General features: G+C 71.1%; 16 protein-coding genes. 11 read left to right on the top strand and 5 right to left on the bottom strand.

Annotated features, from left to right (window positions below):
* Positions 1 to 7: 7 nt before the first annotated feature.
* Both BN1197_RS14865 and BN1197_RS14860 read left to right on the top strand, forming a co-directional pair.
* Positions 8 to 835: an enoyl-CoA hydratase/isomerase family protein gene (locus tag BN1197_RS14865; RefSeq protein WP_040160892.1), complete on the top strand. Its 828-nt coding sequence runs from the start codon at positions 8 to 10 to the stop codon at positions 833 to 835.
* Positions 836 to 893: 58 nt separating this feature from the next.
* Positions 894 to 2,741 (top strand): ABC transporter ATP-binding protein, encoded by a 1,848-nt coding sequence (locus BN1197_RS14860; protein ID WP_040161581.1) that lies wholly within the window; start codon positions 894 to 896, stop codon positions 2,739 to 2,741.
* Between the two features lie 16 nt (positions 2,742 to 2,757).
* Here BN1197_RS14860 and BN1197_RS14855 read toward each other — a convergent pair whose 3' ends face one another.
* Positions 2,758 to 3,570: an SURF1 family cytochrome oxidase biogenesis protein gene (locus BN1197_RS14855; protein ID WP_040161579.1), complete on the bottom strand. Its 813-nt coding sequence runs from the start codon at positions 3,568 to 3,570 to the stop codon at positions 2,758 to 2,760.
* Between the two features lie 62 nt (positions 3,571 to 3,632).
* On the opposite strand from BN1197_RS14855, the gene moaA reads away from it, so the two are divergent.
* Positions 3,633 to 4,748: a GTP 3',8-cyclase MoaA gene (gene moaA / locus BN1197_RS14850; protein WP_082043949.1), complete on the top strand. Its 1,116-nt coding sequence runs from the start codon at positions 3,633 to 3,635 to the stop codon at positions 4,746 to 4,748.
* 63 nt (positions 4,749 to 4,811) lie between these two features.
* Here moaA and BN1197_RS14845 read toward each other — a convergent pair whose 3' ends face one another.
* A complete protein-coding gene (locus BN1197_RS14845) occupies positions 4,812 to 5,276 on the bottom strand; it encodes a DUF3099 domain-containing protein (protein ID WP_052466799.1) in 465 nt (154 codons plus the stop codon).
* A gap of 214 nt (positions 5,277 to 5,490) precedes the next feature.
* On the opposite strand from BN1197_RS14845, the gene fabG reads away from it, so the two are divergent.
* The 3 genes from fabG to BN1197_RS14830 all read left to right on the top strand — a co-directional run bounded on the left by fabG (position 5,491) and on the right by BN1197_RS14830 (position 7,920).
* Positions 5,491 to 6,210 carry a 3-oxoacyl-ACP reductase FabG gene (fabG, locus tag BN1197_RS14840; protein ID WP_040160889.1) on the top strand — a complete coding sequence of 240 codons (720 nt, stop codon included), beginning with the start codon at positions 5,491 to 5,493 and terminating at the stop codon, positions 6,208 to 6,210.
* A gap of 109 nt (positions 6,211 to 6,319) precedes the next feature.
* Positions 6,320 to 7,078, top strand: a complete 759-nt coding sequence (fabI, locus tag BN1197_RS14835) for an enoyl-ACP reductase FabI (protein ID WP_040160887.1) — start codon at positions 6,320 to 6,322, stop codon at positions 7,076 to 7,078.
* Positions 7,079 to 7,227: 149 nt separating this feature from the next.
* Positions 7,228 to 7,920, top strand: coding sequence for a GNAT family N-acetyltransferase (locus BN1197_RS14830; RefSeq protein ID WP_040161573.1), 693 nt, complete (start codon positions 7,228 to 7,230; stop codon positions 7,918 to 7,920).
* A gap of 13 nt (positions 7,921 to 7,933) precedes the next feature.
* Here the strand turns inward: BN1197_RS14830 and serB are convergent, their stop codons facing one another.
* Together serB and glgC are read right to left on the bottom strand one after the other, a co-directional pair.
* A complete protein-coding gene (serB, locus tag BN1197_RS14825) occupies positions 7,934 to 8,650 on the bottom strand; it encodes a phosphoserine phosphatase SerB (RefSeq protein WP_052466798.1) in 717 nt (238 codons plus the stop codon).
* Positions 8,647 to 9,900, bottom strand: coding sequence for a glucose-1-phosphate adenylyltransferase (glgC, locus tag BN1197_RS14820; RefSeq protein WP_040160885.1), 1,254 nt, complete (start codon positions 9,898 to 9,900; stop codon positions 8,647 to 8,649). The genes serB and glgC overlap by 4 nt, the downstream gene beginning before the upstream one ends.
* A 140-nt stretch (positions 9,901 to 10,040) precedes the next feature.
* Between glgC and glgA the strand changes: the two genes are divergently transcribed.
* Positions 10,041 to 11,252, top strand: coding sequence for a glycogen synthase (gene glgA / locus BN1197_RS14815; RefSeq protein ID WP_040160884.1), 1,212 nt, complete (start codon positions 10,041 to 10,043; stop codon positions 11,250 to 11,252).
* A gap of 15 nt (positions 11,253 to 11,267) precedes the next feature.
* Here glgA and BN1197_RS14810 read toward each other — a convergent pair whose 3' ends face one another.
* Complete coding sequence (locus BN1197_RS14810) at positions 11,268 to 12,056, bottom strand: hypothetical protein (RefSeq protein ID WP_052466797.1); 789 nt, start codon at positions 12,054 to 12,056, stop codon at positions 11,268 to 11,270.
* 98 nt (positions 12,057 to 12,154) lie between these two features.
* Between BN1197_RS14810 and BN1197_RS14805 the strand changes: the two genes are divergently transcribed.
* The 4 genes from BN1197_RS14805 (at position 12,155) to BN1197_RS14790 (ending at position 15,797) form a co-directional block, all read left to right on the top strand.
* Positions 12,155 to 12,946, top strand: coding sequence for an ABC transporter ATP-binding protein (locus BN1197_RS14805; RefSeq protein ID WP_040160882.1), 792 nt, complete (start codon positions 12,155 to 12,157; stop codon positions 12,944 to 12,946).
* Between the two features lie 175 nt (positions 12,947 to 13,121).
* On the top strand, positions 13,122 to 13,616 hold the full coding sequence (locus tag BN1197_RS14800; RefSeq protein ID WP_052466796.1) for an NfeD family protein: 495 nt from the start codon (positions 13,122 to 13,124) through the stop codon (positions 13,614 to 13,616).
* Positions 13,617 to 13,698: 82 nt separating this feature from the next.
* Positions 13,699 to 14,937, top strand: a complete 1,239-nt coding sequence (locus tag BN1197_RS14795) for an SPFH domain-containing protein (protein ID WP_052466795.1) — start codon at positions 13,699 to 13,701, stop codon at positions 14,935 to 14,937.
* 92 nt (positions 14,938 to 15,029) lie between these two features.
* Complete coding sequence (locus BN1197_RS14790) at positions 15,030 to 15,797, top strand: sulfite exporter TauE/SafE family protein (protein ID WP_040160880.1); 768 nt, start codon at positions 15,030 to 15,032, stop codon at positions 15,795 to 15,797.
* Positions 15,798 to 15,859 lie beyond the last annotated feature (62 nt).

Here is a 15,859-nt window from a genome sequence, read left to right as displayed (position 1 = left end):
TCGGGCCATGACGACTCCCGACCAGCCGAGCACCCCCGCCGTCGATCGTCCGCACCCGCGGCTGCGGGTCGAGACGAGCGGGGCCGTGATGACCGTGACCCTGGACGCGCCCGAGAAGCGCAACGCTCAGGTGCCGGCGATGTGGGCGGCGTTGGCGCACATCGCGACGACGCTGCCCGACCAAGTCCGGGTCGTCGTGCTCGCGGGGGAGGGGCCGGCGTTCTCGGCCGGGCTCGACCGGGGGATGCTCGCCCCGGCTGGAGCCGACGCGGGAGTCGACGGCGAGACCGGTCTGCTGGAGCTCACGAACGACGGCCCGCAGGCGCTCGCCGACCGGATCGCGGAGTACCAGCGCGCCTTCACCGCGTGGCAGGAGTGTCCCGCCTACGTCATCGCCGCCGTGCAGGGCCCGGCGATCGGCGCCGGCTTCCAACTCGCCCTCGCCGCCGACCTGCGCATCGTCACGACCGACGTCCGTCTCGCGATGGCCGAGGTGACGCTCGGGCTCGTGCCCGACCTCGGCGGCACCGCGGCCCTCACCCGGCTCGTCGGCGCCTCACGCGCGCTCGAGCTCTGCCTCACCGGCCGCCCCGTCGGCGCCGAGGAGGCCGTCGCGACCGGCATCGCCAGTCTCGCGGTCGAGCCGGAGGAGCTTCGGGCGACCGTCGGTGACCTCGTCGAGGCCGTGCTCGCCGCGCCGGAACAGACTGCTCGCGAGATGCTGGGCCTGTTCCGGGGGATCGAGTCCCGGACCCCCGACGAGCAACTGCGTCGTGAACGCGAGGCTCAGGCCCGGCTGCTCTGCGCCCACGCGGAGGCGGCGCGGCGTCGATGACCGGTCAGGAGGAGCCAGCCGTGCGCGTGAGAAGACGGTGAGCACCGGCACCGGCTGGATGGCGATGCGGTCGTACTCCCGCGACCGCCTCAAGGGCAATCGGCTCAAGCCGGGCACCGCCCGCCGGGTCGCCGGGTACGCACGCCCGTACTCCGGCCTGTTCGCCGCCTTCCTCACGCTGTCCCTGTCGACCTCCGCGCTGGTCGTCGCCACCCCGTTGCTGCTCGGCCGGATCGTCGACGACGGGGTCATCCCCGGCAACCGAGGCGTCGTCGTCGGGCTCGCCCTCGTGGTCGCCGCACTCGCCGTCGTGGACGCCCTCGTCTCCCTGGGATCACGGTGGACCTCCGCGCGCATCGGCGAGAGCCTCATCTACGACCTGCGCACCCAGGTCTTCACCCACGTCCTCGCCCAACCCATCGGCTTCTTCACCCGCGCGCAGACCGGCGCGCTCGTCACCCGGCTCAACTCCGATGTCATCGGCGCGCAGCAGGCGTTCACCTCGGTGCTCGGCTCGACCGTGAGCAACCTCGTCTCGGTCGCGTTCATCCTCGTCGCGATGGCGACCACCTCCTGGCAGCTCACCGTGCTCGCGCTGTTGCTCACCCCGGTGTTCCTCGTGCCCGCCCGGTTCATGGGCCGTCGCCTCGCGGGGCTGCAGCGCGAGTCGATGGGCCTCAACGCCGAGCTCGGCACCCGGATGACCGAGCGCTTCAACGTCGCCGGCGCGTTGCTCGTCAAGCTCTTCGGACGCCCCGAGGCCGAAACCGCCGAGTACGCGGTCCGCGCCGGCCGGGTGCGTGACATCGGCGTGACGATCACGCTCAACCGCACCTTCTTCCTCTCCGGGCTGACGTTCGTCGCTGCGCTGGCCACCGCGGTCGTCTACGGGGTCGGCGGCCTGCAGGCCATCGACGGGACGCTCACCGTCGGCTCCCTGCTCGCGCTCGCCGCGCTGTTGGGTCGGCTATACGGACCCCTGACGGCCCTCTCCAACGTGCGCGTCGACATCATGACGGCGCTCGTGAGCTTCGAACGCGTCTTCGAGGTGCTCGACCTCGAACCGCTCGTGCGGGAGGTCGAGTCGCCGCGTGACATTCCCACCGGCCCGGTGTCGGTGGAGTTCGACGACGTGACGTTCGGCTATCCGGGCGCCGACGAGGTGTCGCTGGCCTCGCTCGAACAGGGCGGCCCGGCGGGCGACCGTGCCGGTGGGGAGCCGGTGCTGCGCGGGGTGACCTTCCGCGTCGAGCCCGGGCAGCTCGTCGCCCTCGTCGGGCCGAGTGGGGCGGGCAAGACGACCATCACCTCACTCGTGGCCCGCCTCTACGACCCCACCTCCGGCACGGTGCGCGTCGGCGGCGTCGACCTGCGCGAGGCCTCGTTCTCCTCGCTGCACGACGTCGTCGGCATGGTCACCCAGGAGGCGCACCTCTTCCACGACACGATCCGCGCCAACCTCGAGTACGCCCGGCCCGGCGTCGGCGAGACGGAGATCCGGGCGGCGCTCGACGCCGCCCAGGTCGGCGGGCTGGTCGAGGCGCTGCCACAGGGTCTCGACACCATCGTCGGTGACCGTGGCCACCGCCTCTCGGGCGGCGAGAAGCAACGCATCGCCATCGCCCGGCTGCTGCTCAAGAGCCCGGGGCTCGTCGTCCTCGACGAGGCCACCGCCCACCTCGACAGCGAGTCGGAGGCCGCCGTGCAGCGCGCGCTCGACACCGCTCTGGCCGGACGCACCGCCATGGTCATCGCTCACCGGCTCTCGACCGTGCGCGGTGCCGATGCCATCCTCGTCGTCGACGACGGACGGATCGTCGAGCACGGCACGCACGCCGAACTCCTCGAGCAGGGAGGTCTGTACGCCGACCTCCACGCCACGCAGTTCGCACCGGGTGCCTCCTGACGGCGGGACCGGCTCGTCAGGCGTCCTCCTCGTCCCAGATGCGGACCTTCTTGGGCCTGGCCGGCCGCTGCCGACGCGACCGCGGGTCGTCCTCGTCGAGTGAGTCGAGGTAGTCGCGCCGGGCGTAGACGAACACGAGGACGAAGCCGACGGGTGCCGCACCCCACCACTGCAGGGCGTAGGCGAAGTGCGGGCCCGTGTCGGTCTTCGGTGGGATGAGAGGTTGCGGTCTTTCGGGAGTGCCGCCGTCGGCGGTGCGCTCGGAGTCGAGGAGCAGGTAGGCCGGGCGCAACCGAGCGCCGGTCTCCTCGGCCGCCTCGGCGACGTCGATCGACGCGAGCTGACCCCGGGGCAACGACCGGTCGAGGCTGCCCTCACCCTGTCGAAGCCAGCCGACGACGCGAACGGTGCCGCTCGGAGCGGGAGGTACCTCGGGCAGCACGTCGGCCCGCTCGGCGTTGCGCACCCACCCCCGGTCGACGAGGACCGGGTCGCCGCCGGCCGGTCGCAGGACGTCCAGCACCTCGTAGCCGTACGTGACGTTCTGCGGACGGTTGCGCACCATGAGACGGTCGCCGGGCGAGTACGTGCCGGTCACCTCGACCCGGCGCCACACCTGATCGTCGGGAAGAGGGGCCGAGCCGCTCGGCAACACCTCGTCCAGAGGTACGGGCTCGGCCTGGTAGTAGGCGTTGACGAGATCGGCGTGATCGCGTCTTTCGACATACCGCCCGAACTGCCAGCGCCCGAGAAAGATGCACGCCACGCAGAACAACGCCGCCACGAGCAGCGCGATCAGCCACTTGCGTGTGAGGAGCACCCGGAACACGCAGGTCACGCTACTCCGGGGCGCGTCGGCCGCCCGATCGGGTCCGCGTTATCGTGGCCGCCATGATCGAGCAGGAGCACCGACCGGCAGGGGTCTCGCTGCCGTGGCCCGTCGCGAACGCGTCCATGGCGTCCGACGACGCTCCTGGTCGCGAGACGACGGAGGCGGCGGAGGCGGCGGAGCACGACTCCGGGCACCCCCTCGTCGACACCTTCGGGCGCGTGGCCCGGGATCTGCGGGTCTCGCTCACCGATCACTGCAACCTGCGGTGTACGTACTGCATGCCCGCCGAGGGCCTGGAGTGGATGGCCAAGCCGCAGATGCTTACCGACGACGAGCTGCTGCGCCTCATCCGGATCTTCGTGGGGCTCGGCATCGACATGGTCCGCCTCACCGGTGGCGAGCCGATCCTGCGCAAGGGTCTCGTCGGGCTCGTCGCGGGCATCGCGGCGCTGCCCGATCGCCCGCGCATCGCGATGACGAGCAACGGCATCGGCCTCGACCGTCTCGCAGCACCCCTCGCCGAGGCCGGGCTCGACCGGGTCAACATCTCCCTCGACACGATCGACCGGGAGGCCTACCGCACGCTGAGCCGCCGGGATCGCTTCGACGACGTCGTCGCCGGTCTCGCCGCGGCCGCCGACGCCGGCCTCACCCCCGTCAAGGTCAACGCCGTCGCGATGCGCGGCGTCAACGACGCGGGCGTCGCCGACCTGCTCGAGTGGTGTCTCGAACGCGGCTACGAGCTGCGGTTCATCGAGCAGATGCCGTTGGACGCCCAACACGGCTGGGATCGACGCGAGATGATCACCGCCGACGAGCTTCGCGAGCGTCTCGAGCAGCGCTTCACCCTCACCCCGGTCCCGGAGCGGGGGAGTGCTCCGGCCGAACGGTTCCTCGTCGACGGCGGCCCCGCCACGGTCGGCATCATCGCCAGCGTCACGGCACCCTTCTGCGGGGCCTGCGACCGGGTGCGGCTCACCGCCGACGGCATGGTGCGCAACTGCCTCTTCTCCCGCGGCGAGGTCGACCTGCGCGGACCGATGCGCGACGGCGCCTCCGATCGCGACCTCGTGCGCCTCATCCGCGGGGAGATGTGGCGCAAGGCCAAGGGGCACGGCATCGGCAAACCCGACTTCACCCAGCCCGCCCGGCCGATGTCGGCGATCGGCGGCTGACGACGCCGCGCGGGCATCGAGCGCAGTCGGCGGACGAGTAGAGAGTGTCGGAGCCCGCGGACCTCAGGCCGCGCCGTGCTCGCGCTTCTCGTCGACGTCCGTGGCCTCCGTGGCCTCGGTGGGCTCGGTGGGCTCGCCGCTTCGAGGGCGCCCGTCGCCCTGTTCCCGAGCCTCGCCGCGGATGACGGTGGAACCCGCATCCGCCTCCGGCTCGTCGTCCCCGTCCTCGCCGGCCGGGGCCGCGATCATGCGGGGCACGACCGGCTCGCGTTCGGCGACCTGGGTACGCATGTCGCGGTTGTTGGCGATGACCACCGCCGGGTAGGGCAGCACGAGCGCGGCGACGATGCAGATCCAGGCGCCGGGCTGCCACGGGACGACCGTGACGAACAGCCCGGCGAGCAGAAAGCAGACGGTGCGGATCGTCATCGAGATCGTGTACGAGCGCATGCGGTCGCGCTGATCCTGGGCGCGGGATCTGGGCAGGTCGGAGATCGAGTGGACGCGCTCGGGTGCCTCTCGAACCATGCCGCGAGTCTACGCCCGCCCCTCGCACGAGGGCCGGACGGAGGCCGGGTGACGATCGGGCGACGAACCGGGGCTCCGACCAGGCCGTCGGCGAATCGCGATGGGATGCTCGTGCGTCGGGAGCCGATGGTGCATTAGGTTCGTGAGCGCCGACGCGCCGCCGGCCCACCGTGGCCCGCGACGCACCCCCCGCAGCCGACCCGAGGAGCACCCGATGACGGACCCGACCCCCCGCCCCGTTCTCGTCACCGGAGGCAACCGCGGGATCGGCCTCGCCATCGCCACGCACCTGCGCGACGCGGGCCACCCCGTGGTCGTCGGCTCGCGCTCCGGTGAGGCCCCCGAGGGTCTCGACGCCGTCACCCTCGACGTCACCGACACCGCGAGCGTCGACGCCGCGTTCACCGAGGCCGAGAAGATCGTCGGGGCCCCGCTGGGCGGCCTCGTCGCCAACGCCGGCATCACCAAGGATCAGCTCCTCATGCGCATGAGCGACGACGACATCGACGCCGTGCTCGACACCAACCTCGTCGGCGCGATCCGCTGTGCCCGCCGTGCCACCAAGAGCCTGATGCGCGCCAAGGGCGGCCGCATCGTCCTCGTCTCCAGCGTCGTCGGGCTCTACGGTTCTCCGGGCCAGGTCAACTACGCGGCGAGCAAGGCGGGCCTCGTCGGTGTCGCTCGCTCGCTCACGCGCGAGCTGGGCTCTCGCCGCATCACCGCCAACGTCGTCGCCCCCGGGTACATCGACACGGCGATGACCGAGGAACTGCCCGAGGAACTCAAGGAGAAGTACCGGGGCGTCATCCCCGCCGGCCGCTTCGGCACCACCGACGAGGTCGCCGCGGCCGTCGGGTTCCTCGTCTCCGACGCGGCGGCCTACATCTCGGGTGCCGTCATCCCCGTCGACGGCGGCCTGGGCATGGGTCACTGATCCTGCCCCACCGAACGTGGGCCACCGAACGCAGGCCATCCAACCGGCGCCACCGAGCCCTCGACCTTCCATTCCCCTTCGAGTTCACGAATCTGCAAGGAGTACATCCATGGCCATGCTCGACGGCAAGACCATCCTCGTCACCGGCGTGCTCACGGAGTCGTCCATCGCGTTCCACGTGGCCCGCCTCGCCCAGGAGCAGGGTGCGACCGTCGTCCTCACCTCGTTCGGCCGCGCCGCGCGGATCACGCAGAAGATCGCGAGGCGCCTGCCGACCGAGGCCCCGGTCATCGAGCTCGACGTCTCCAAGGCCGAGGACTTCGAGGCCCTCGCCGGGCGCGTCGGCGAGCACACCGACCGCCTCGACGGGGTGCTGCACTCGATCGGCTTCGCCCCGCAGGAGGCCTTCGACTTCATGAACGCCACGTGGAAGGACGTCGCGCCGGCGCTGCAGATCTCCGCGTACTCGCTCAAGGCGCTGGCCAAGGCCTGCCTGCCGCTCATGGGCCCGGGTGGCGCGATCGTCGGCCTCACCCTCGACGCCTCGATCGCCTGGTCGGGCTACGACTGGATGGGCGTGGCCAAGGCGGCCTTCGAGTCGACCAACCGCTATTGCGCCCGCGACCTCGGGCCCGAGGGGATCCGTTGCAACCTCGTCGCCGCCGGCCCCATCAGCACGACCGCGGCCAAGAGCATCCCGGCGTTCTCGAAGTTCGCTCAGTGGGGCGAGCATTCGCCCCTCGGATGGGAGATCTCCGACCCCACCCCGGCCGCCAAGGCGTGTGTCGCGTTGATGTCCGACTGGTTCCCGGCCACGACCGGCGAGATCGTCCACGTCGACGGCGGGTTCCACTCCTTCGGGGGCTGAGCGCCGGTCCTCCCACCCAGGAGACGGCTCGCCGGCACGTCGGTCACCGAAACCCCTACGTGAGCAGCGGCATTCGCCGATAGGGGCCGTAAGGGCGCATGTGGGCGCCCGAACGCAGACCCCGATGGACTCCCGTGGAGGACGGCCGCATGTCGAACGACTCGCCGATCTGGACCCCGGCGCGCCATCCCCTGGCCCGGTTCCTCCGCGAGCTCGCCACGGGCACGCGCCCGACCGCCGACGGCGGCTGGATGCGCGTCACCCCGTGGGTGCCGCACGTGCAGGCCATCCTCTCGTTCCCGGGTCATTCGATCCTCGCGGTCTCCTACGACTGGACCGAGAACCAGCTCAGCGAGCTCGGCGTCGACGGCTACGACGGCGCGCACGACCCCCGGGTCGTCACGACCCTGGCCAAGGACGGTTGGATCGACACCCTCGACATGCTCTTCCTCGGGTCCGGGCGCGGTGAGCAGCCGGGGGAGCCACGGCTCGTGGCTCGACCCGACCTCGCCCGGCACGACTTCGTCGAGTACACCCACCGCGGACACACCGAGGTGCAGGTGTTCGGGTCGCCCGACCCCGATTCGGAGGATCTCGTCGTCCTCTCCCGGGGCGTGGGCGGCCTGCGCGAGATCTGCGTCCGCCTGGCGGCGGAGCACCGCGGTCGCGGTCGGGGGACCGAGCTCGTCGAGGCGGCTCTGCGCTCGGTACCGGAGGACGAGCTGGTCGTCGCATGTGTCGCGCCCTACAACGTGCCCGCCATCCGCTCGCTCGAGCGGGCCGGCATGAGCCACCACGGCACGATCCAACTGTTCACCGACCGCCCCGAGCGGCGGGTCTGAGCGACCGAACCCGCTACCGGCGCCGCTTCGCCACGCCGCTTGCCCCTGCCTCCTCGCCGGCGCCGAGACCGAGCAGCGGCAGCACGGCGGTGAGGTCGGGCACGTCGATCGTCGCGTCGGCCTGCGCTCGCACGAGCGGCTTGGCGCAGAACGCGACCCCGAGCGCGGCCGTGGACAGCATATCGAGGTCGTTGGCGCCGTCCCCGATCGCGACCGTGTGAGCGAGGTCGATGCCTTCGGCCTCCGCGAACTCCCGCAGCGCCCGTTCCTTGCCGGCCCGGTCGACGATGTCGCCCTGCAACCGCCCGGTGAGCCGGTCGCCGCGCACCTCCAGCCGGTTGGCCCGCACGTGGGCGATGCCGTGGCTCGCCGCGAGCGGGTCGACGATCTCGGCGAAGCCACCGGAGACGAGAGCCACGGCGTGGCCGTGAGACCGCAGTTCGCGCACGAGCGAGTCGGCGCCCCGCGTGAGGCGGACGGCCCGGCGCACCTCGTCGAGGACCGCCACGTCGAGGCCGGCCAGGGTGGCGCATCGCTGCCGCAGACTCTCGGCGAAGTCGAGTTCGCCGCGCATCGCCGCCTCGGTCACCGCGCGCACCTCGGCCTCGGTGCCCGCATGGGCGGCGATCAGTTCGATGACCTCGTCGCGGATGAACGTCGAGTCGACGTCCATGACGACGAGCAGGCGCCCCTCCGGGAGGGACGCCTGCTCGCCCGGGCGCTCGCTCACGCCGTGATGACGGTGTTCTTGGCGACGACGACGACGCCGCCTTCGCTCACGTGGAAACCGCGCTCCCGGTCCTTGTCGTGATCGACACCCACCTCGGCGCCGTCCTCGACGACGACGTTCTTGTCGAGGATGGCCTTCTCGACCACCGCCTTGCGGCCGATCCGCACGCCGTCGAGCAGCACGCTGTCGAGCACCTGCGCGTAGCTGTTGACGCGCACCCGCGGTGAGACGACCGAGCCCTCGACCCGGGATCCGCTGATGACGGTGCCGGGGGAGACCGCCGAGTTGATCGCCTCGCCAAGGCGCCCGGTCTCGTTGTGCACGAACTTCGCCGGTGGGATGCCGGCGTCGGAGGTGTAGATCGGCCAGTCGTAGTTGTAGAGGTTGAAGATCGGGTGGATCGCGATGAGGTCCATGTTGGCCTCGTAGTAGGAGTCGATCGTGCCGACATCACGCCAGTACGCGCGGTCGCGATCGGTCGCGCCCGGCACCTCGTTGGTGTTGAAGTCGTAGACGTACCCGTTGCCGGAGCCGACGAACAACGGCACGATGTCGCCGCCCATGTCGTGCTTGCTCTGCTCGTTCTCGGAGTCGGCGGTGACGACGTCGCGCAACACGTCGGCGTCGAAGACGTAGTTGCCCATCGAGGCCAGGACCTCGTTGGGAGAGCCGGGCAGACCCTTGGCGTCTTTGGGCTTCTCGCGCCAGCGGGCGATGCGACGCACGTCGGACTCATCGACCTCGATGACCCCGAACTGGTCGGCCAGACCGATCGGCTGACGGATGGCCGCGACGGTGATGCCGGCCTCGGTCTCGATGTGCTGCTCGACCATCTGGCTGAAGTCCATGCGGTACACGTGGTCGGCGCCGACGACCACGACGTAGTCGGGCCGCTCGTCGTCGAGGGTGTTGAGGCTCTGATAGATCGCGTCGGCGCTGCCCATGTACCACTGCTTGCCCACACGCTGCTGCGCGGGGATGGGCGCGATGTAGTTGCCGAGCATCGTCGACATGCGCCACGTGCGGGCCACGTGGCGGTCGAGGCTGTGGGACTTGTACTGGGTGAGGACGACGACCTTGAGATAGCCGGAGTTGACGACGTTGCTCAGGGCGAAGTCGATGAGCCGGTAGATGCCGCCGAACGGCACGGCCGGCTTGGCACGGTCGGCGGTGAGAGGCATGAGCCGCTTGCCCTCGCCGCCGGCGAGAACGATGGCCAGGACCTTGGGATTACGTGACAGTCGCCTCATGTCGCCAACCTACCCGCGCCCGCGCCTTCGTGGCAGGGACGACCGGCCCCGGCTTGCGCACGCTCGCGATCGCTCGCCGCGATTTGTCGTCCGTCGTCGCTCGGTCGCCGCGCCGGCGTTTCCACGTCTAGGGTGAAGCGGTGCGCGTAGACATCCTGACCAAGGAATTCCCTCCGCAGATCTACGGCGGTGCGGGGGTGCATGTGGCCGAGCTGACCCGGGCGCTGCGCAGTCGCGGTGACGTGGACGTGCAGGTGCGCTGCTTCGGCGGTCCGCGCGACGAACCGGGCACGACGGGGTACCCCGACGTCGCCGAGCTCGCCGAGGCCAACGCCGCGCTGCAGACCCTCGGTGTCGACCTCGAGATGGCGAACGACTGCGTCGGCACCGACCTCGTGCACTCCCACACGTGGTACGCCAACATGGCCGGGCACGTCGCCTCACTGCTCGCGGGGGTGCCGCACGTCGTCTCGGCGCACTCCCTCGAGCCGCTGCGACCGTGGAAGGCCGAGCAGCTCGGCGGAGGCTACCGGGTGTCGTCGTGGGTCGAACGCACCGCCTACGAGGCCGCGGCCGCGATCATCGCGGTCAGTCACGGCATGCGTGCCGACATCCTGCGGTGCTACCCCGGCATCGACCCCGCCAAGGTCAAGGTCGTCCACAACGGCATCGACTCCACCGACTGGCACCCCGACCACTCCGAGGCGGGCAAGGAGATCTGTCGCCGGCACGGCATGGATCCCGACGCCCCGTCGGTCGTCTTCGTCGGCCGCATCACGCGCCAGAAGGGGCTGCCGTACCTGCTGCGTGCCGCCGCCGCCCTGCCGCCGGAGGTGCAGCTCGTGCTGTGCGCCGGTGCACCCGACACCCCGGAGATCAAGGCCGAGGTCGAGGCCCTCATCGACGAGTTGCGTCGCAGCCGTGAGGGTGTCGTCTGGATCGCCGAGCATCTGCCTCGCGAGCAGGTCATCGCGCTCGAGAGCAACGCGACGGTCTTCGCCTGCCCCTCGATCTACGAGCCGCTCGGCATCGTCAACCTCGAGGCGATGGCCTGCGAGGCGCCCGTCGTGGCCACGGCCACCGGCGGCATCCCCGAGGTCGTCGTCGACGGTGAGACCGGGTGGCTCGTCGAGATCGAGCAGGTCACCGACGGCACCGGGACTCCGGTCGATCCCGCGAAGTTCGAGGCCGACCTCGCGGCCGCGCTCGTCGACGCGGTGAGCGACCCGGAGCGGGCCCGGCAGCGCGGTCTCGCCGGACGGCGGCGCGCGGTCGAACAGTTCTCGTGGAACGCCATCGGTGATCGCACGATGGAGGTCTACCGCGAGGTGCTCGAGGGTCGCGCAGGCTGAGGCGCGACACTCGTCTCAGCGAGAACCGCGGTCGCCTTCGGCCAGTTCCATGCTCGCCGCGCAGGCACCGGCGGCGAGCGCGCGACGAGCCTGGAACTGCACCTCGCGCAGGATGCGGTCGCGGTTCGCTCCGACGCCCACGGAAGGGACGTCGTCGAGTCGCTCGAGCGCGGTCGTCGCGATGGTGCCGATCGTCGCGGCCTGGACGATGACGCGGCGCACGCGCGGACCGAGACCGTCGGGCAGCCCCCACCGACCGGCCTGCAGCCTCTCGTCGGCCACGTCGCGCAGCCCCGCCCGCCACGCGGGCGAGTCGAGATCCTCCAGAGCGCGCACGGCCGTCGCCGTCACCTCGCGCAGGCCCCGTTCGATCTCGGCGGGGGAGGGTGAGCTCTGCAGGTGGCTCGGCGGAGGCGCGCACTCGTGGGCCTCCCACCGCAGCAGCAGGCCCTCGTCGTCGGCCGGCCCGAAGGTCTCGTACACGGGCACGAGTGCCCCTCCGAACAGCGACGACCAGACGCACTCTCCGGCCTCGACGGCGGCACCGACGAACGTGGCGTCGCCGCGGGGGAGACCGACGAGATCGCCCGGGGCCGGGAGCGATACGAGAACGACCCGCTCGCCGAGCTGGGCCCACAGGTCGAGGCGGGCGAGGGCGGCGGCATCGTCGACATCCGGCAGGTCGGGAGCGGCGGCCGCGACGGCGGCCCCGTGGTCGATTTCCTCACCCCTCCCATGCTCCCCGCCGGCGAGGGCACTCGTCGCCCACAGGGCGAGTCGGACGGAGGCGGGCAGCTCGGGCACCCCGCCAGCGTAGGGGCGCCGTCGCCTCGACGATCCGCGGCACCGGCGTGCCGCGTGCGGTGCACGCCGGGCGCGCGCCTGCCGATAGGGTCGGGCCCATGAGTGACGTGCTCGCTTTCGCCGGTGTGACCGTGACCCGTGGCGGCAAGGAGATCCTCTCCGAGGTCGACTGGGAGATCGAGGAGGGTCAGCGCTGGGTGGTGCTCGGCCCCAACGGCGCCGGCAAGTCCACGCTGCTCCAGCTCGCCGCGGCCCGCCTGCACCCGACGCGGGGTGTCGCCGGTGTGCTCGGCGAGGTGCTCGGCACCGTGGACGTCTTCGAGCTTCGGCCGCGGATCGGGCTGGCGAGTGCGTCGCTGGCCGACCATGTGCCCGGTGACGAGATCGTCGCCGACGTCGTCGTCACCGCCTCCTACGGGGTCGTCGGCCGGTGGCGCGAGCGCTACGACCGGCTCGACCTCGCCCGTGCTCATGAGCTGCTCGAGGCCCTCGGGGTGTCGCACCTGGCCGACCGCCGATACGGCACGCTCAGCGAGGGCGAGCGCAAGCGCGTCCAGATCGCGCGGGCTCTCATGACCGACCCCGAGCTCATGCTCCTCGACGAACCCGCCGCGGGTCTCGACCTGGGCGGCCGCGAGGACCTCGTGGCCCGGCTCGGCGCCCTCGCCGAGGACCTGGAGGCCCCGGCGCTCGTGCTCGTCACCCACCACGTCGAGGAGATCCCGCCGGGTTTCACCGACGTCCTGCTGCTCAAGGACGGCGAGGTGGTCGCCGCCGGGCCCATCGAGATCACGCTCACCGAGGACAACCTGCGCCGCACGTTCGGTCTCGACGTCATCCTCGATCGCCACGGCGACCGGTTCACCGCGCGCGCGGGCACCCGGGACTGACGAGCGACGCCTGCGTCACGGAGAGGGAGGCGTCTCGGGCGGCCCGGCGCCGACCCTCCCGGCAGGCCGCGTTCGCGGAACCCGCGGCGGGCTCGGATACGTTGGACGAGAAGACTGTCCACATCATCGGGGCGATCCGTCCCACACCCGGGACCGAACAGGAGACAGTAGAGACATGGAGGAGTGGCTGAACGGCAATCACTGGGCCGCCTGGCTCGGGCTCGCCCTCGTTCTGGGCGTCGTCGAAGCGGCCACGGTGGACTTCGTGTTCCTCATGCTCGCGGGCGGCGCGCTGGCGGGCATGGTCGCGGGCATCTTCACCTCCAGCGTGGCGATTCAGATCGTCGCCGCGGCCGTGGCCTCACTCCTGTTGCTCGGCGCCGTGCGCCCGGTGCTCAAACGGCGCATGCTCGATCGGCTTCCCGGCTCCGGTCTGGGCATCGAGACCTACGCCGGGCGACCCGCCAGCGTCACCGAGCCCGTAGACGAGAACGACGGCCGGGTCATGTTCGACGGCGAGATCTGGTCGGCACGCACCGATCGCGCCATGATCCCGGTGCCGGTCGGCGCCGAGGTCACCATCCTGCGCGTCGACGGGGCAACCCTCGTCGTCGAGCCGGTCTCACCGGTCCAGGACGTCGTCGGTCGCCCGTCGACCCCGGAGTCCTGAGCCGGTCAGACACCGTCGTCCCCCCGACCGGGTGGGCGGCTCCGCTCATCCGTCCGTTCTCACACAAGGGGAGTGACAACGAATGCCCTTCGGGACCATCCTGTTGCTGCTGCTGGTGCTTTTCGTCGTGGTCGTCGTCATGCGATCGATCCGCATCGTGCCGCAGCAGACATCGCTCATCATCGAGCGTCTCGGCAAGTACTCACGCACGCTCGACGCCGGCATCCACGTCATCGTGCCGTTCGTCGACAAGGTCCGTGCCAACATCGATCAACGTGAGCAGGTGGTCTCGTTCCCTCCGCAGCCGGTGATCACCAGCGACAACCTCGTCGTCAACATCGACACGGTCATCTACTACGCGGTCACCGACAGCAAGGCCGCCGTCTACGGCATCGCCAACTTCATCCAGGGCATCGAGCAGCTCACCGTCACGACGCTGCGTAACGTCATCGGCTCCATGGACCTGGAGCAGACGCTGACCAGCCGTGACCAGATCAACGGCCAGCTGCGAGGCGTCCTCGACGAGGCCACCGGCAAGTGGGGCATCCGCGTCTCCCGCGTCGAGCTCAAGGCCATCGACCCGCCGCACTCGGTGCAGGACTCGATGGAGAAGCAGATGCGCGCCGAGCGCGACCGGCGTGCGGCGATCCTCACGGCCGAGGGTGTAAAGCAGTCGGCCATTCTCGAGGCCGAGGGTGAGAAGCAGAGTCAGATCCTGCGCGCCGAGGGTTCGGCGCAGGCCCGCATCCTCGAGGCACAGGGTCAGGCGCGGGCCATCAAGCAGGTCTTCGAGGCGATCCACAAGGGCAAGCCCAACCAGCAGCTCCTCGCCTACCAGTACCTGCAGATCCTTCCGCAGCTCGCGCGCGGTGACTCCAACAAGATGTGGATCGTGCCGAGCGAGTTCACCGACGCCATGAAGGGGTTCGGCAACGCGTTCGGTGCCGAGGGGTTCAAGTTCCCCGGCGGGACGAACGACGACACCGAGGTCGACTGGGACGGCGACGACGACGCGTTCGACGACATCGCGTTGCAGGACCCGCACGAGGCCCTGCGCAAGGCACGCGATGAGGCGGCGAGCACGTCGGCGGAGGCCGAGGGCACGTCGGCCGCCATCCAGGGGCGGGGATCGCACCGCCGCGACCCCCAAGGCCTCGGCGGCCGTCAGGACATGCCGGTGCTCGGTGGCGGCGTTCCGGGAGCCGCACCCGGCACCGAGGTGCCCGGGACGCCTGTGCCCGAGGCCGCACCCGACCCGGCCACCGCGCCGGACCCCACGGCCACCGAGCCGATCCGTCGGGACCAGACGCCCGAGCAGTGACGGTGCTCCTGCTCTCCCGCGAGTGAGGGCGCACGCCCCGTCCAGCGTGGGCAGGAGACCATGCGACACCCCGCCACCATTAGGGTGGTGGGGTGTCCGCGTTCGAGGTGGTGGTCATCCTGTTGGCGGGGGTGGCCGCGGGGACGATCAACGCGATCGTCGGCTCCGGTTCGCTCGTCACCTTCCCCACACTGCTCTTCTTCGGGTACCCACCGGTCGTCGCCAACATGTCGAACAACCTCGGCATCGTCGGAGGCAACATCACCGGCGTGCACGGTTACCGGCGTGAACTGCGCGGCACCGGTCCGATCCTGCGGGTGGTCGTGCCCGCCTGTGTCGCCGGCGGTCTCGTCGGGGGACTGCTCCTGCTCGTCCTGCCCTCGACGATCTTCGAGGTCGTCGTGCCGGTGCTCATCGCGTTCGGCGTCGTCCTCGTCCTCCTCGGGCCGTGGATGCAGCGTCGAGCGGCGAAGCGAGAGGCCCCCGTCGCGGAAGGCCGGCACCGGGCGGCTCTGGCGATCGCGATCTTTCTCACCGCCGTGTACGGCGGGTACTTCGGCGCTGCGCAGGGCGTCATCCTCGTCGGGGTCCTCGGGGCGCTGCTCTCCGTCGACATCCAGGTCATCAACGGCATCAAGAACCTCGCCGGGCTCCTCGCCAACCTCGTCTCCGCCATCGTCTTCGTCGTCGTCGCCGGTGATCGCATCGCGTGGCCCGTCGTCCTCGCCATCGGCATCGGTGCGATGATCGGCGGGGTCGTCGGAGCCCGGGTGGGTCGTCGACTGCCGCCGCTGCTGCTGCGCGTGGTCATCGCCGCCGTGGGGGTCGTCGCGATCGTCCGCATGACGGTGTTCGCCTGAGGCGCGGCACTTCCGCCCGACAGCCGCCCGATCCGGCCCCCGACCCCACAGCCGACCGACGA

Origin of the sequence: Mobilicoccus massiliensis, assembly GCF_000826525.2 — a bacterium.
GTDB classification, from domain to species: Bacteria; Actinomycetota; Actinomycetes; order Actinomycetales; family Dermatophilaceae; genus Mobilicoccus; species Mobilicoccus massiliensis.
This window is presented reverse-complemented; position numbering and strand designations above follow the sequence as displayed.

What these genes read in the sequence shown, in the direction of transcription:
- BN1197_RS14865 (WP_040160892.1), top strand. Translation starts at nt 8, where the DNA reads ATGACGACTCCCGACCAGCCGAGCACCCCCGCCGTCGATCGTCCGCAC.
- BN1197_RS14860 (WP_040161581.1), top strand. Translation starts at nt 894, where the DNA reads ATGGCGATGCGGTCGTACTCCCGCGACCGCCTCAAGGGCAATCGGCTC.
- moaA (WP_082043949.1), top strand. Translation starts at nt 3,633, where the DNA reads ATGATCGAGCAGGAGCACCGACCGGCAGGGGTCTCGCTGCCGTGGCCC.
- BN1197_RS14845 (WP_052466799.1), bottom strand. Translation starts at nt 5,276, where the DNA reads ATGGTTCGAGAGGCACCCGAGCGCGTCCACTCGATCTCCGACCTGCCC.
- fabG (WP_040160889.1), top strand. Translation starts at nt 5,491, where the DNA reads ATGACGGACCCGACCCCCCGCCCCGTTCTCGTCACCGGAGGCAACCGC.
- fabI (WP_040160887.1), top strand. Translation starts at nt 6,320, where the DNA reads ATGGCCATGCTCGACGGCAAGACCATCCTCGTCACCGGCGTGCTCACG.
- BN1197_RS14830 (WP_040161573.1), top strand. Translation starts at nt 7,228, where the DNA reads ATGTCGAACGACTCGCCGATCTGGACCCCGGCGCGCCATCCCCTGGCC.
- glgC (WP_040160885.1), bottom strand. Translation starts at nt 9,900, where the DNA reads ATGAGGCGACTGTCACGTAATCCCAAGGTCCTGGCCATCGTTCTCGCC.
- BN1197_RS14805 (WP_040160882.1), top strand. Translation starts at nt 12,155, where the DNA reads ATGAGTGACGTGCTCGCTTTCGCCGGTGTGACCGTGACCCGTGGCGGC.
- BN1197_RS14800 (WP_052466796.1), top strand. Translation starts at nt 13,122, where the DNA reads ATGGAGGAGTGGCTGAACGGCAATCACTGGGCCGCCTGGCTCGGGCTC.
- BN1197_RS14795 (WP_052466795.1), top strand. Translation starts at nt 13,699, where the DNA reads ATGCCCTTCGGGACCATCCTGTTGCTGCTGCTGGTGCTTTTCGTCGTG.